The organism is Polaromonas sp. P1_F4 (assembly GCF_056405675.1).
The window spans coordinates 748,813-764,630 of record NZ_JBFUBP010000001.1 but is presented as its reverse complement, the minus strand read 5'-3'; the positions used below and the strand labels follow the sequence as shown (position 1 = coordinate 764,630).

11 protein-coding genes and 2 tRNA genes are annotated in these 15,818 nt (G+C 61.5%); 4 read left to right on the top strand and 9 right to left on the bottom strand.

The window, feature by feature from the left end:
* The first annotated feature begins 43 nt into the window (after window positions 1-43).
* From AC1DYQ_RS03575 to AC1DYQ_RS03565, 3 genes are all read left to right on the top strand, one after another.
* Window positions 44-1,390 (top strand): amidase, encoded by a 1,347-nt coding sequence (locus AC1DYQ_RS03575; protein ID WP_477685596.1) that lies wholly within the window; start codon window positions 44-46, stop codon window positions 1,388-1,390.
* Window positions 1,391-1,511: 121 nt separating this feature from the next.
* Complete coding sequence (locus AC1DYQ_RS03570; protein ID WP_477685595.1) at window positions 1,512-2,771, top strand: D-amino acid dehydrogenase; 1,260 nt, start codon at window positions 1,512-1,514, stop codon at window positions 2,769-2,771.
* Between the two features lie 71 nt (window positions 2,772-2,842).
* A complete protein-coding gene (locus AC1DYQ_RS03565) occupies window positions 2,843-4,369 on the top strand; it encodes an NAD(P)H-hydrate dehydratase (protein WP_477685594.1) in 1,527 nt (508 codons plus the stop codon).
* Between the two features lie 20 nt (window positions 4,370-4,389).
* On the opposite strand, the gene AC1DYQ_RS03560 is transcribed toward AC1DYQ_RS03565, so the two are convergent.
* The gene (locus tag AC1DYQ_RS03560) at window positions 4,390-4,959 is read right to left on the bottom strand and encodes a YggT family protein (RefSeq protein ID WP_477685593.1); all 570 of its coding nucleotides are present in this window, start codon (window positions 4,957-4,959) and stop codon (window positions 4,390-4,392) included.
* A gap of 75 nt (window positions 4,960-5,034) precedes the next feature.
* Window positions 5,035-7,359 carry a ribonuclease R gene (rnr, locus tag AC1DYQ_RS03555; RefSeq protein ID WP_477685592.1) on the bottom strand — a complete coding sequence of 775 codons (2,325 nt, stop codon included), beginning with the start codon at window positions 7,357-7,359 and terminating at the stop codon, window positions 5,035-5,037.
* 167 nt (window positions 7,360-7,526) lie between these two features.
* On the opposite strand from rnr, the gene AC1DYQ_RS03550 reads away from it, so the two are divergent.
* Window positions 7,527-7,611 (top strand) — tRNA-Leu (locus AC1DYQ_RS03550).
* Between the two features lie 130 nt (window positions 7,612-7,741).
* On the opposite strand, the gene rimO is transcribed toward AC1DYQ_RS03550, so the two are convergent.
* From rimO to AC1DYQ_RS03515, 7 genes are all read right to left on the bottom strand, one after another.
* On the bottom strand, window positions 7,742-9,151 hold the full coding sequence (gene rimO, locus AC1DYQ_RS03545) for a 30S ribosomal protein S12 methylthiotransferase RimO (protein WP_477685591.1): 1,410 nt from the start codon (window positions 9,149-9,151) through the stop codon (window positions 7,742-7,744).
* A gap of 66 nt (window positions 9,152-9,217) precedes the next feature.
* Complete coding sequence (gene phaR / locus AC1DYQ_RS03540) at window positions 9,218-9,832, bottom strand: polyhydroxyalkanoate synthesis repressor PhaR (RefSeq protein ID WP_477685590.1); 615 nt, start codon at window positions 9,830-9,832, stop codon at window positions 9,218-9,220.
* A 132-nt stretch (window positions 9,833-9,964) separates the two neighbouring features.
* Complete coding sequence (locus AC1DYQ_RS03535; RefSeq protein WP_477685589.1) at window positions 9,965-10,327, bottom strand: GtrA family protein; 363 nt, start codon at window positions 10,325-10,327, stop codon at window positions 9,965-9,967.
* Window positions 10,328-10,383: 56 nt separating this feature from the next.
* A complete protein-coding gene (locus AC1DYQ_RS03530; RefSeq protein ID WP_477685588.1) occupies window positions 10,384-11,340 on the bottom strand; it encodes a glycosyltransferase in 957 nt (318 codons plus the stop codon).
* Window positions 11,341-11,363: 23 nt separating this feature from the next.
* Window positions 11,364-13,220: a hypothetical protein gene (locus tag AC1DYQ_RS03525; RefSeq protein WP_477685587.1), complete on the bottom strand. Its 1,857-nt coding sequence runs from the start codon at window positions 13,218-13,220 to the stop codon at window positions 11,364-11,366.
* Between the two features lie 169 nt (window positions 13,221-13,389).
* Window positions 13,390-13,466 (bottom strand) — tRNA-Val (locus AC1DYQ_RS03520).
* Between the two features lie 91 nt (window positions 13,467-13,557).
* Window positions 13,558-15,816, bottom strand: a complete 2,259-nt coding sequence (locus AC1DYQ_RS03515; RefSeq protein ID WP_477672699.1) for a RelA/SpoT family protein — start codon at window positions 15,814-15,816, stop codon at window positions 13,558-13,560.
* Window positions 15,817-15,818: the final 2 nt, after the last annotated feature.

Below are 15,818 nucleotides of genomic sequence, written 5' to 3'. Positions count from 1 at the left end.
TCGTCATTTGCAAAGCCTGTCGAGTATAACACCCTCCTGACCCATGAGCCAGATGCCCTCCTCAGGCGACCTCCATGCCACTCGCCAGGCCATGACGATCGGCCAGACCGCTCCCCGGCAGGTTATCGAACAGGCCCTGGCCACGGCCCAAAGTGACGCCTGCCGCCATGTTTTCATGCCAGGGAGCCCGCAGAACCACGCCGGAATGGCGGAAAACCCCGTTTCGGACGCTGCAGGCCTTCCGCTTGCCGGCATTCCGGTGTCGATGAAGGACCTGTTCGACGTGGCCGGCCAGACCACCACAGCCGGATCCACCGTGCTGGCAGGCGCCGCGCCTGCCGCAGAAGACTGCCCCGCCGTGGCACGCCTGCGCGCAGCCGGCGCCATGTTCATGGGGCGCACCAACATGGTCGAGTTCGCCTTCTCCGGCGTCGGCATCAACCCGCACTACGGCACACCCGTCAACCCGGCCGACCCGAAGGTGGCGCGTATTCCCGGGGGCTCGTCCTCCGGTGCGGCAGTCTCGGTGGCCACGGGTGCGGCCCTGGTCGGGCTCGGCTCCGACACCGGCGGATCGATCCGTATCCCGGCGGCGCTTTGCGGCATCGTCGGCTTCAAAAGCACCGCGCGCCTGGTGCCCACGCAAGGCGCCCTACCCTTGTCTATCAGCCTGGACACCGTGTGCGCCCTGACCCGCTCGGTGCGCGACGCAGTCACCGTGCATGAGGTCCTGGCGGCACGCAAGGTCCAACTGGCCGGCAAACCGCTCGCCTCCTGTCGCCTGGCCGTTGCCCGCACCGTGATGCAGGACCACCTGGACAACACCGTCGCCGAGGCGTTTGGGCGCAGCCTGCGAATCCTTCGCCAGGCGGGCGCGCATATTGAAGAAATCGACCTGGAAGAGATCGGCGAGCTGGCCGCCATCAATGCCACCGGCGGCCTCTCGGCGGCGGAAAGTTATGCCTGGCACCGAACGCTGATCACCAGACACCAGGCCGAATACGACCCGCGCGTGGCCTTGCGCATCCTGCGTGGCGCCGGCATGAGTGCGGCCGACTACATCGACCTGCTGGCCGCCCGCAAGGCCTGGGTGGCCCGCATGGAAACACGCCTGCAAGGCTTTGACGCCATGCTCTCGCCCACCGTCCCCATCGTCGCGCCGCCGATCGCCGGTGTGCTGGATGACGATGCCGAATTTTTCCGGGTCAACGGCCTGCTGCTGCGCAACACCTCCGTGGTGAACATGCTCGACGGCTGCGCCATTTCCCTGCCCTGCCACACGCCCGGCCAGTTGCCCGTGGGCCTGATGCTCTGGCATGCGGCGCTGCATGACGACGCGGTGCTGGACCTGGCCCTGCAGGTGGAAGCCGCCCTGGCGAATTCGCTATAAAAACAATAGCTGCTTGCGCCCATTCCTATTGGCTTCAAAGCCTTTTTCTTATAAAAATGTACAAAAAAATCGCTCCCTCCCCGCACCCCTTGCCTGCCCCACATGACTGCGGGAGCCTCGCATGAGGGTTGCCGTCATTGGCGCCGGCATCATCGGCATCACCACTGCTTACGAGCTGGCCCTGGACGGCCACGAGGTCACCGTCTTCGAACGGCGCGGCGCGGCGGCCGAGGAAACCAGCTTTGCCAACGCCGGCCTGGTAGCGCCCGGCTACGTCACGCCCTGGGCTGCCCCCGGCATGCCGGGCAAGGTCATCAGCCATCTTTTCAGCCGCCACGCGCCGGTCAAGCTCGGCCTGCCACTGTCGGCCCGCGACCTGGCCTGGATGTGGAAATGGTTTCGCGCCTGCAAGCTCGAAACCTATCTGGCCAACCGCGCGCGCATGCAGCGCCTGGCTTTTTACAGCCGCGAAAGGCTGCACCACCTGACGGCCGAACTGGAGCTCGAGTACGACGGCAGCCCCGGCTACATGGTGCTGCTGCGCTCTGAAAAAGACGCGAAGCTGGTGCAGCCGGGCCTGGCCGTGCTGCGCGATGCCGGCGTGGTATTCAAGGAAATCGGCCCCGACGAGGTGCGCAAGATCGAGCCGGCACTGAGCCCCGACACCGACTTCCTGGGCGCAGTGCACCTGCCGAACGACGAGGTGGCCAATTGCCGCCAGTTTGCCCTGCTGCTGAAGAACGAAGCCCAGCGCATCGGCGTTAATTTTGAATTCAATACGGCTGCAGCCCAATTGGAACGGGCGCAACCAGCTAGCATTTTGATAGCAGGCGAAGCCAGCCCCCGCGGCTTCGACCATGTGGTCATGTGCGCCGGCCTGGCGTCTGCGGAACTCCTGAGGCCGCTCGGCCTGAAGATTCCCATGGCTGCGGTTTACGGTTACTCCATCAGCGCCCCGATCCGCGAACCGCTGAACGCACCACGCAGCGCACTGATGGACGAGCGCTACAAGGTCGCGATTTCCCGCCTGGGGAACCGGGTGCGCGTGGCGGGCAGCGCCGAAATCGGCGGCACGCTTGACAACAAGCGGGCATCGTCCATCCAGACGCTGTACAAGGTGCTACACGACTGGTTCCCGGGTGCGGCCCAACTCTCCAACACCGGCGCCAGCGTGCAGGAATGGAAAGGCGCCCGGCCCATGCTGCCCGACGGCCCGCCCATCATCGGCGACAGCGGCATTCCCGGCCTCTGGCTCAACCTGGGGCATGGCTCCAGCGGCTGGGCCCTCAGTTGCGGCAGCGCGCGGGTGCTGGCCGACCTGATGGCCGGCAAAAACGCCGACATCGACATGGAAGGCCTGGGGGTTGCCCGCCTGGGCTGAAACCACCCTGCGTCTACGCCCAAAGCCCGGCCTGCCGGGCTTTTTGCTTTGCGGGGCCGCACAATCGAGCCATGCGAAAAATTTCCAGTACCCGCAGCGAGCCACTTCACAGTGTGGCGGCCTCGCGTGAACTTGAACGGCATGCCGCCGCCGGGCTGCCGCCCCACACGCTGATGCAGCGAGCCGGCCTCTCGGTGGCGCGCCTGGCGCTGGCCCTGGCGCCGCATGCGCAGCGCATCTGGATCGCCTGCGGGCCAGGCAATAACGGCGGCGACGGTTTTGAGGCCGCCATGCATCTGCACCAATGGGGCAAAACAGTGGTCGTAACCTGGACCGGCCTGCCCGCCGGAAAAACCAGCCTGCCGCGCGACGCCCATGCCTCGCGCGAGCGCGCCATCGCCGCGGGCGTGCCCATGGCGGCGCAACCGCCCGATGATTTTGATTTCTGCATCGACGCCCTGTTGGGCATAGGCGGCGCGCTGGACCCTGAGCGCCCAGGCACGGCCTTGATGCTGGAGTGGCTGGCGCGAATGCAAGCCGGCAGTGCGCCGCGGCTGGCGGTGGACATTCCGACCGGCCTGGATGCGGACACCGGGTCTGCTACACATTTGATAGCTGCTTGCGCCCATTCACCGGACGCTACGGCCATTTTTACCTTAAGCCTTTTAACCTTGAAGCCGGGGCTGTTCACCGCCGGCGGCCGGGATTGGGCGGGCCAGGTCTGGTTTGACGATCTCGGCGTCCGCGAGACGCAGGCGGCAACCCCAAGCCAGACCGACGCCTGGTTGCTGGGCGCCGACCAGGCCGGCCAGCCGCCCCGGTCAGCCAACGCGCATGCCAGCCACAAAGGCAGTTTTGGTGACGTGGCCGTGCTCGGGGGAGAGTCCGCCGCCCACAGCCATATGGCGGGCGCCGCGCTGCTGGCGGCGCGGGCCGCCCTGCATGCCGGCACCGGCCGGGTATTTGTGGCGCTGCTCGGCAAGCCAACCATCGCAGTCGACCCGCAACAACCGGAGCTGATGTTCCGCGCGCCCGAGGCGCTGGACCTCGCACAGCAGGTGGTGGTGTGCGGCTGCGGCGGCGGCGAGGCCGTCAGGGCCGTGCTGGCCAGGGTGCTGTCGACAGCCAGGCGGCTGGTGCTGGATGCCGATGCGCTCAATGCCATTGCAGGGGACACGCAGTTCCAGGCGCAGCTCATTGCACGTCACGGCCGCGGCTACCGCACGGTGCTGACACCGCACCCGCTGGAAGCCGCCCGGCTGGCCGGAACCACGGCCGCAGTGGTTCAATCCGACCGGCTGGCATCGGCCCGGCAGCTTGCCGACCGGTTTCAGTGTGTGGTGGTACTCAAGGGTTCGGGAACAGTGATCGCGGCGCCGGGCCGCAGCAGCGCCATCAACAGCACCGGCAACGCCCTGCTGGCTACTGCCGGCACCGGCGACGTGCTGGCGGGCATGGTGGGCGCGCGGCTGGCGGCAGGGCTGGATGCCTTCAACGCTGCCTGCAGCGCCGTATGGGCACATGGCCGTCTGGCCGACGAATGGACGGCCCCGGCCCTGACGGCCTCGGAACTGGCCCGTGCACAAGGCGGCAACTGACAGACGCGCCGATGAGAGCCTTACACCAGGATCATCAGGGCGATTTGGATCAGCACGATGAGCACCAGCGCGGACAAATCCACGCCGCCCACCGTGGGGATCACGCGGCGCAGGGGTGCCAGCACGGGCTCGGTCAGGCGCCCCAGCAAACCATACGCGGGTGAACCAGGCTGCACCCACGACAGGATGGCGAAACCGAGCACCAGGATGAACAGGGTTTGCAGCGCCACGCGGATCAGCATCTTCAGCGCAAAGGACAGCAGCGTGAGCAAGGCTACAGGGGCAGCCCCGGCAGTCCACAACGTGCCCCCCAGCAGCAGTCCAAACAGCAGGCCCCACAGCAACGCATAGGCCAGTGCCAGCAACACGGCCGCCAGGATGCTGGCCCAGTCCACCCGGGACTGCATCACCGGCCTGGGCAGCACGCGGCGCAAGGGCTTGACCAGCCAGTCGGTCACGGCCATCACAAAATGGCCGGGCTGGGCCGTCATGTTGACCCGGACCCAGTTCATCCAGGCCCGCAGCAACGCCGCTGCAATCAGCAGGAAAAACAGCGTTTCAAGCAGGAAGGCCAATACGCGCATCAGCATGGGCAACGTGCCTTGCGCGTACGGAGCGCAGGCAGGGAAAAAGTGTTGTGCGGAAATTTCATGGTGTCCCGGCGCCTAACGGCGCGGCTTCTTGCCCTGCTTGCGGCCCGGCGGATTGCCCGCCGCCTTCTTGACCGCCGCCTTCAGAGCCTGAATGGGCGATTTGGGCGCCCTTTCACTGCTGCTGGTGCTGCGGCTGGCCGCGCCGCCGCCGCGGCCGCCTGAGCGCGACTCCGAGCGTTTACCAGCGCTCTTGCCGCCCGCCTTGCCGCCGGTTCGAGGCTCTGCCGCATGGCGCGAAGCGCCGCGTTCCTGTGCCGGCAGTTCCGCCGCATGGCCGCCCGTCTTGTCCTTCATCGCACGGCCAACAAGGTCCTGGCCCTCATTCACCAGCCGGAAGTCGATCTTGCGGCCGTCCAGGTCCACCCGGCTGACCTGCACCCGCACCCGCGTGCCGATGGCATAACGGATGCCGGTGCGCTCGCCGCGCAGTTCCTGGCGGGCTTCGTCGAAGCGGAAGTATTCGCCGCCCAGCTCGGTGATGTGCACCAGGCCTTCGACGTACATCGCGTCCAGCGTGACAAAGATGCCGAAGCCCGTGGCCGCGGTGACGACGCCGCCGAATTCCTCACCGAGATGCTCGCGCATGTACTTGCACTTGAGCCAGGCCTCCACGTCGCGGCTGGCTTCGTCGGCGCGGCGCTCGTTGGCGCTGCAGTGAAGGCCGGCGGCCTGCCAGGCGAGTTCGTCCGCGCTGGCTTTTTTCGGCTTTTGCGTTGGTTCCTTGACGCGCGCGGCCAGGCGTTTGGACAACTTGGCCTCAGCTTCGCCCGGCGTGGGCAGGGTCGGGAGCTGGTACTTGGCCTTGTTCAGCACCGCCTTGATGACGCGGTGCACCAGCAGATCCGGATAACGCCGGATCGGGCTGGTGAAGTGCGTGTAAGCCTCATAGGCCAAGCCAAAGTGACCGCTGTTCATGGGTGTATAGATCGCCTGCTGCATGGATCGCAGCAGCATCGAGTGGATTTGCTGTGCGTCCGGCCGGTCCTTGGTGGCCAGCGCGATCTTCTGGAATTCGCCGGGCGCCGGGTCATCGGTGATGGTCATGCCGATGCCGGCCGCCTTCAGGTAGTTGCGCAGCATCTCCTTCTTCTCGGGCGTTGGGCCTTCGTGCACACGGTACAGGCCCACGTGCTTGCTTTGCGAGATGAAGTCCGCCGAGCAGACGTTGGCCGCCAGCATGGCTTCTTCAATCAGCCGGTGCGCCACGTTGCGGGTGCGGGGGACGATTTTTTCAATCCGGCCTGCTTCGTCGCAAACAATCTGGGTCTCGGTGGTTTCAAAATCCACCGCCCCGCGTTCGCCACGCTCCTTGAGCAGTGCCTGGTACACGTCGTGCAGGTCGAGCAGGTGCGGCACCAACGCCTTGCGCTGCGCAGCTTCAGGGCCGCGTGTGTTGGCCAGGATGGCGGCGACTTCGGTGTAGGTAAAACGCGCCTGGCTGAACATCACCGCCGGGTAGAACTGGTAGGCGTGAACCTCGCCCTTGGCATTGACCAGCATGTCGCAGACCATGCACAGGCGCTCGACATTCGGGTTGAGCGAGCAAAGGCCATTCGACAATTTTTCCGGCAGCATGGGAATCACGCGGCGCGGAAAATACACGCTGGTAGCGCGGTCGTAGGCGTCGATGTCGATGGCGCTGCCGGTTTCCACATAGTGGCTCACATCGGCAATCGCCACCAACAGACGCCAGCCCTTGCCGCGGCCCACTTTGGCGGGCTCGCAATACACGGCGTCGTCAAAGTCGCGGGCATCTTCGCCGTCGATGGTGACCAGCGGCACGTCCGTCAGGTCAACGCGATGCTTTTTGTCGGCAGGCCGCACGGAATCCGGCAGGGTGCGGGCCAGGGCCAGCGCTTCGTCGCTGAATTCATGCGGCACGCCGTATTTGCGCACCGCGATCTCGATCTCCATGCCGGGGTCGTCGATCTCGCCCAGTACTTCCTTGACGCGGCCCACAGGCTGGCCAAACAGCGCCGGCGGCTCGGTGAGTTGCACCACCACCACCTGGCCGGCCTTGGCCGTGCCGGTAGCGCCCTTGGGGATCAGGACGTCCTGACCATAGCGCTTGTCTTCGGGTGCCACCAGCCAGACGCCGCTTTCCTGCAGCAGGCGGCCGATGATGGGATTCGAGGATCGCTCAACGATTTCCGTGACGCGGCCTTCGGGCCGGTTTTTGCGGTCGTGCCGCACGATGCGGGCCTTGACACGATCCTTGTGCAGCACTGCACGCATTTCGTTGGGCGGCAGGTAAATATCTGCTTCGCCGTCATCGCGCAATACGAAACCATGGCCGTCGCGGTGGCCGGAAACGGTGCCCTCGAATTCAGCGAGCAAGCCGGATGAATGGGCGGACGATCCGCCGGGATGGGAGTGAGTTGTTTTGATAGAAAGTCTCTTTTCGTTGGAGGCTGCCGGGTTTAAGTATGCAGCCGAAATATTTCAGGAAAATTTGAGGGCCCGGGCCTGAGAAAGCATTGAAGTAATGGTACACTGCTAGCTGTGCCCGGGTGGCGGAATTGGTAGACGCGCACGGTTCAGGTCCGTGTATCGCAAGATGTGGAGATTCGAGTTCTCTCCCGGGCACCAGATACACCAAACAGCTTTGCCAGACTCTGAAACGAGCTCTGGAATAAAGCAAGATTAAAGCCACTGTGACCCAGTGGCTTTTTTGTGGCCGACCCACTCTTCAGGTTCGGCGTTTCGTCCGCAACCTTGATCAAACAGGTACAGCAACCAGGTCGTGGCCCTGGGTTCCGACGATGCGGGCCCGGGTGAACTCGCCCACTTTCAGCGTCTTGCTGATTTTCTCGGGCGGTAACAGCTTGACGATGCCGTCGATCTCGGGCGCATCGGCATAGGAGCGCCCGGTGCCACCCTTTCGGCCCAGTGCCGGCGCCGAATCCACCAGCACCTGCATGATCGCACCTATGCGCTGCTGCAGTTTCTGGCTGGAAACCGCCTCCGCCACAGCCATGAAGCGGGCGCGCCGCTCTTCACGCAGCTCGATCGGCAGCATGCCGGGAATATCGTTGGCCGTGGCGCCTTCCACCGCGCTATAGGCAAAACAGCCTGCACGGTCGATTTTGGCTTCCCGCATGAAGTCCAGCAGATGGTCGAACTCCGCTTCCGTCTCGCCGGGAAAACCGGCGATGAAGGTGCTGCGAATCACAATTTCGGGGCAGATCTCGCGCCAGCGCGCAATGCGCTCAAGATTTTTCTCGCCGCTGGCCGGCCGCTTCATGCGCTTGAGCACATCCGGGTGGCTGTGCTGCAAAGGTACATCCAGGTAAGGCAGCACCTTGCCGGTGGCCATCAGCGGCAGCACTTCATCCACACTTGGGTACGGATACACATAATGCAAGCGCACCCAGGCGCCATACGGCTCGGAGATCTCGCCCAGTGCCTGCACCAGTTCCAGCATGCGCGTCTTGATGGGCTTGCCATCCCAGAAGCCAGTGCGGTATTTCACATCGACGCCATAGGCCGAGGTGTCCTGGCTGATCACCAGCAATTCCTTCACGCCGCCTTCAAACAGGGCGCGCGCCTCATTGAGCACGTCGCCGATAGGGCGCGACACCAGGTCGCCGCGCATGGACGGGATGATGCAGAATGTGCAGCGATGATTGCAGCCTTCGCTGATCTTCAGGTAGGCGTAATGTTTGGGCGTCAGCTTGATGCCGGCAATGCCAAAGGCATTCGGCACCAGGTCCACGAAAGGATCATGCGGCTTGGGCAGGTTCAGGTGCACCGCGTCCATCACCTCTTGCGTGGCGTGCGGGCCCGTCACGGCCAGCACGCTCGGGTGCATCTGGCGCACCAGGTTGCCGCCGCCCTCACCCGCCTTGGCGCCCAGGCAGCCGGTGACGATGACCTTGCCGTTTTCGGCCAGCGCCTCGCCAATGGTGTCCAGGCTTTCCTTGACCGCGTCGTCGATGAAGCCGCAGGTATTGACGATCACCAGGTCCGCACCTTCAAAGGTCTTGGAGGTCTGGTAGCCCTCAGCACTCAATTGCGTCAGGATCAGCTCGGAATCAGTCAGGGCCTTGGGGCAGCCCAGGCTGACAAAGCCGACGCGCGGCGCGGGCTTGGTGTTAATGGAAACAGGTGGGGAAATAACTTCACTCATGGGGTGTATTGTCTCAGGTCGCCGACTTCTGCGGGACCGCCAGAGATTCAACCCCTGGCTTTCATTTCAACGCTTCAAGCCGAAGGCCTGCAGCATCTGCTCGCTCTGTTTTTGCATCTGCTCCTGCATCTGCGTGAAAACGTTCTTGGATTGCTCCACGTAATTGCCCATCATGCCTTGCATCATGGGAGATTGCGCATTCATGAACTGCGCCCACATCTCGGGCGTCAGCCCTTTGGACTGCTCGGCCATCTTGACCTGCAGGTCCATAAAACTCTGCACGTTCTTCTCAAGGTAGGCACCCATGAAGCTCTGCATCGCATTGCCGTAAAAACGGATGATGTTGGCGAGCACAGCCTCGGTGAACATCGGTGCACCGCCGGTTTCCTCTTCCAAAATGATCTGCAGCAGGATGCTGCGCGTCAAATCTTCATTGGTCTTGGCATCGCGCACCACAAAATCGGCGGTGTCCATCACCAGCTGGCGCACTTCTGTGAGCGTGATGTAGGCCGATGTCTCGGTGTCGTACAGCCGTCGGTTCGGGTACTTCTTGATCACACGGGAAGCCGCAGCCTTGCCGGCCGTCCGACCACCTTTGGCACCGGGAGCGCCGTCGGCAGAAGCCTCATCCTGTGAAGGCGGCATGCCGGGTGATGGGCTGGTGGATTTGCTTTTTGGCACTGGTATTCCGGTGAATGGATGAATTGGGCTATTTTAGGGAGGCTGATACCCGCACTTATCTTGGTTTACCCTGACATTTCACAAGAAGAGGCTATCAGCATCATCTTGACACAAGCGGCCTCGCTATCTCGATCAATGCCTGAAAACCAGAAAACGCGCACCCGAAAAGTTAAAAAGCAACGCAATCACGGAGCCGACAGCCAGCGGCAGGAGCGTGTGAGCGGCCGCGATCGGAAGCCAGAGGATCATCAGGTAGAAAACCAGGAAATTGATCGCAATGCCTCCGGCCTGCACCAGCAAATACCTGAGATATTCCTGCATTAAAAAAACTCTGGCGCCGGTTGGCGGGCGAAAGGTGAATAGCCGGTTGGCCCACCAGGTAACAAACGTCGCGGGAAGAAAGGCCAATGCGCGCGCGACCATGATGTCGATGCCGAATATCCGCAGGAAGACAAAGAATAAACCAGCATCAACCACGAAGCCGAAACCACCCACCACCAGAAAGGTCATCAACTGGCGTCCTGAATTTTGTTCCGACGGGCTCTTGGACATCAGGTTTTATTTGTCATGGACACGATCATGAGTTCGTAGCTCATCCTGTGCTGATGCACGATGCTGTCGAGCATCAACGCCACGGAAAAGAAGATGACTGCCACGATTTCCAGCGCGGCAGCAAGCACCGCCAGCGGTACATGGTAAATGTATTGGTAGGTGAACCAGTCAGCCAACACCGGAATACCGGCAATAAAACCGAGGACCATGAGCAGCACGGAAACCGTACCAAAAAACGCCAACGGCTTGTAATAACGCAGTATCTGGAAAATCGCAAAAATAACCTTGGCGCCATCGGCCAAGGTGTTGAGCTTGGAAAAGCTGCCAGCCGGCCTGTCCACATACTCCACAGGAATTTCCATGACGCGAAAACGTTTATCAAGCGCATGCAGCGTCATATCAGTTTCGACCTGAAAGCCTGCCACCATTACCGGATAGGTCTTCACAAAGGTACGGCTGAAGGCACGATACCCGCTCATGATGTCCTGCAAAGTGGATCGGAAAAACAAATTGATCATGTTTTTGACAAGATCATTGCCAAATCCGTGAAAGCGGCGTTTGTTGTGGTCCTGATAATGCCCGCCGGAATGCCGATCGCCTACTACCATGTCCGCTTGGCCTGACGCAACAGGCGCGATCATGTCGGCGGCGCGAGATGCCGGATAAGTCTGGTCGGCGTCAGCCAGCAAATAAATGTCAGCGTCCACATCGGAAAATGCACGGCGTAATGCATTTCCCTTGCCTTGTCGATACTCGCGAATCAACCGCCCCTGACAGCCCAACTCTTCAAATGTCGTTTCAGTGATTGCGGAGGTACGGTCGCTGGAGTTGTTGTCGATCACACATATGGTGGCGTCAGGCAGCGCAGCATGGAAGTCCAGGATAACCTGCCTGATCGTCAACTCTTCGTTGTAGGCAGGAAGAATGACGGCAACGGTCGGCTTGGCAGAACTCATCGACACCTCTTGAAAAGACTGAATCACGACTGACGGGAAATACGGCAGTATTGGTAGCGATCCTGGCGGTTGCCCACCCACGCATGGTACGTCACACACGATGCCAGATCGATACGCAAGCCATAGCGTGCTTTTGCAAGTTCGTCACTGGCCTGGGCGATGACCTTGTCTTCCCCGGCAAGATCACGCCGCGTGGCGGGATCCATCACAACACCGCAGTACGCACCGTTGCTGCTATCGGACATCCTGGCATTCAAGCGGGAATTTCGATTGATGGCCCAACGTACGACATTGCAGCCAAAACCGTTTTTCCCAATGCTCATGCTTGCCAGAACACGATTGATTTTTGCAATTTGCGCAGGCCGCGTGTCTTTGCTCGCTGCAAAAATAACATAAGCGTTTTCTGACCGGCTGTCGATCATACGCATGGCCTGCGCCACAAATTTCGGCGACTCGGGAAAACTTGCCAGCGAGGCAACTTCGATCTCCGACGGGAAAAAAGGGATCAACCAAGCGTGCTGACCACCTTGCAATATCATGACCGCGGTTTTTTCTGGTTGAGCCAGTGGTGGCAATTCAACCCGAAAAGCCGTCTCGCCAAAACCAACGTTGCCCCATGTTGTCCGGAATAGCAAAACCACAACCACCGAGGAAAATAGTATCTTTTTCCCGAGCGATTGCGCCAGAGCCGGCTTGAATAACCGATGCAGCAAAAGCCAAATTGCCAATGGAGCAATCATTTCCAGCGGCACCAGGTAACGGTGAATGCTGAAGATTCCGAGCCAGGTCAAGTAGCTCGTAGAGGCGAATGCCAGCAGGAAATGAGCCCGCGACGGCGCCTCGAGAGGAAAGGCATATCCATGCCGCACGGGCGGTAGCCTGAAAAATCGGTGACGCACCGCCGCAACAGCCCAAAACAGGAACAATGCGTACAACACAGGTAGCGCGATCTGATAAAGCGCCGATTCACCAACACGCGCTGGATTCAGCGCAAAGATAAAGGGAAAAAAAATCGCTTCAGCTATACCTTTGGGTCTCCAGCGGGCGTCCCCCACACCGATCGAGCCGGCCATGTCCGACTGAAAATAAGTGTTGAACTGCGGGAACAGCGGATTGCCGTAGAGATCCCAGAGCAGAAGGAACCAGTAGCCTCCCGTCAAGGCGATGCCCAGCACAACGCCCACGCTGAATGTCGATGCGACGCGCAACCGATGCACTGCGCCGCCGGGACAGGCGAGCAGAAATGCCAAGGCGCCGGCCACCGCATAAACCGCGTTTGTGAGCTTTGCGCCCGCACCCATACCTATCAGCAATCCTGCCAACAGTAACCACAACAGGTAGTGTCCGCGCACACGTACCACGTCATCCCATCGTGCCACTGCGATCGCCAGGCCTGCCAGCACAAACACCGATGAAGCGTTGTCGCCCATGGTGTTTCCCAGTTCCGACACAAAAACAGCACTCAGGCACCCAGCCAGCGAGAGCAGAATCGCCGTCGCGTTGGGATGTTTTGCACGCACAACAAAAGGCTTCACGATCAGAAGCAAAAATACAAAATTAAGGCCATGAAACAAGCCCATCGCGAAGGCAGCTGCACGAGGCGGCCAGTGCTGGACCATCAGAAAATAGGGCAAATCCAGCAGCGGATTGAAATAGCTCTGCATCGCGGCCGGTGCAAGGTCAACCCCAACGCGGCCGTTGAGCAGCGCATATGCGTTATAGAGGTGGTAGTTAAGCAGATCCCAGTTCGCATCCTGGCCGATCACAAATACGGAAGCCAGCGCAAACAAAAGGGGAACGAAGAGAGCTGCCCAACGCGGGGCTGACGGCTGATCCAGACAGGCTATCTGCCGCGAATGGAGTTTAGAGAAAAATCCCATGGCAACTTCCTGATGCTTTTCTTCCCGTCCTAAATGCCCAGAGGAAGCGGACAAAGAACCCAGTTGAAACCGGTACGCGGCGGGACGTTTCCGGGAACACCTTGTCGGGAATATATTCGGGACCAAAAAAAAACGACATCCGTAGATGCCGTATTTGTAGAACAGGAATTGGTAGGCGCGATTGGACTCGAACCAACGACCCCCACCATGTCAAGGTGGTGCTCTAACCAGCTGAGCTACGCGCCTAAGGACTGTTCGAAGCTCGTATTGTAGCAAAGCAAAACGGCTATCCGGCTTCGCCCTGAAAATTTGCCTAAAAAAGTCCTGTTGATGGGGTTCAGCGTCTCCGCGCAGACCGCACGCCCGGCACCTCGGCCACGACGGCCAGCACCTGGTTAAGCCGGCCCGATTGCGCAACCTCCACGGTGAATGTCATCCAGGCCGTGCCGCCGCGGTTGTCCTTGACCGATTGCGTCTGCACACCAATCACATTCATTTTTTCCTTGGCGAATACCTCGGAAATATCGCGGAGCAATCCCTGCCTGTCCGCCGCCTCCACGGCCACATCCACCGGATACACCGCGCCATCCGCCGTCTTGGGTGCGTTCCATTCAACCTCAATCACGCGGTCGGGACTGCCGCTGGCCATGTTGCGGAAATTGCTGCAGTCGCTGCGATGGATGCTGACCCCTTTGCCTTTGGTGACAAAACCGAGAATTTCATCCGGCGGCGCCGGCTTGCAGCATTTGGCCAGCTGCGTCAGCAGCGAACCCATGCCGACCACCAGCACGCCGCCGCCACTTTTGGATTTCTGATTCGGCGGGCGCGCTTTTTTTGCCAGCACATAGTCGTCCTGGCTCAACACCGGCTCGGGTGGCCTGAGCATGTTTTCGATCGTGCGCAGTGACAGCTCGTCCTTGCCCACTACTTCAAACAAATCATCCGCCGCCTTGAAGCCGAGTTGCACCGCCAGGTCGTCCAGCTTCATGGCGGTCTTGCCTTCGCGCTGAAGCAGCTTTTCCACGGCCTCGCGGCCCCGGGCCACCGTCTGTTCCATCGCCAGCGCGTTGAACCATGCGCGGACTTTCGACTTTGCACGGTGGCTGCACAAGAAACCGAGCTCGGGGTTGAGCCAATCGCGCGAGGGGCCACCTTCCTTCACGGTGATCACTTCAACCGTCTGGCCATTTTGCAAGGGCGTATTCAGCGGCACCATGACACCGTCAATGCGCGCGCCCCGGCAACGGTGCCCCAGGCTGGTGTGCACGCTGTAAGCAAAATCCACCGTCGTCGCGCCCTGCGGCAATTCCACAATGGCGGCATCAGGAGTCAGCACGTAGATGCGGTCTTCGAACAGCCCCTGCTTGGCGTCGCGTGCACGCTGGGAAGCCGGGCCCGAGAGGTCCCGCTCCCACGCGAGCAGTTGCCGCAGCACGGCGATCTTGGCGTCATATTCGCTGCTGGCCGATACGCCCGCGTAACCCTTGGCACCCGCCTCCTTGTAGGCCCAATGCGCAGCCACGCCGTGCTCGGCATGGTCATGCATGGCCTGCGTGCGCACCTGTATCTCCACCGCCCGCCCGCCATCGTCGCGCACCACGGTGTGCAATGACTGGTAGCCATTGGACTTGGGCTTGGCGATGTAGTCGTCAAACTCGCCGTCCACCGGCGTGAAGCGCGAATGTACAAAACCGAGCGCGGCATAACAGCCCTTCACGTCGGCGGCAATCACACGCAAGGCACGGATATCAAACACCTGCTCGAAGTCAAGCGACTTGCCGCGCATTTTTTTAACGATGCTGTAGATGTGCTTGGGTCGGCCCTGCACCAGCGCGGCAATGCCGTTCTGGTTCAGCTCGCGCTCCAGCTGCGCACGCAAGGCCTCCATGAAGCCTTCGCGCTCCACGCGCTTTTCATCCAGCAGACGGGCTGTCTGCTTGTAGGTATCGGGCTCCAGGAAACGGAAGGCCAAGTCTTCCATTTCCCATTTAATCTGCCAGATGCCCAGGCGATTGGCCAACGGTGCGAACACATGCAGGGATTCGTGGGCCAGCGGCAAAGGGGCAGGTTGCCGGGTGGCCGCGTAATGGCGCAGGGTTTGAAGCCGTGACGCCAGCCGCAACATCACCACCCGCAAGTCGCGCGAGAACGCCAACAGCATCTTGCGCACGTTTTCGGTTTGCGCAGCCGGGTCGTCCAGCAAGTGCGCCTTGGCATTGGCCGTGCGAGCCTGCCGCTGCACCTGGACCAGTTTGGTGGTTTCCAGCGCCAGCGCAGCATAGTTGGCGCCGAATGCCTTGGTGATGACTTCCTGCGGCTTGTTCAGGTGCTGGCACGCATACACCAGGTAGGTCGCGGCCTGCATGGCTTCCGAGCCACCGATGTTTTTCAGGATGGCAGCCACAGCGTCGGCATGCGCCAGGATGTTTTCACCCGTGTCGTGCGTTTCGCTGGCAATCAGGGGCTCGGCAAACGCCCGGGCACGGGCCAACGCATGCGGCTGGTCCGGCAGGCTGTCGGCCGTGGCGGTCACGATGGAGGCGTTCGCCCCCTGGGAGGCTGTCGGGCTACCGGGCCCGACCACATTGCTTTTCATGA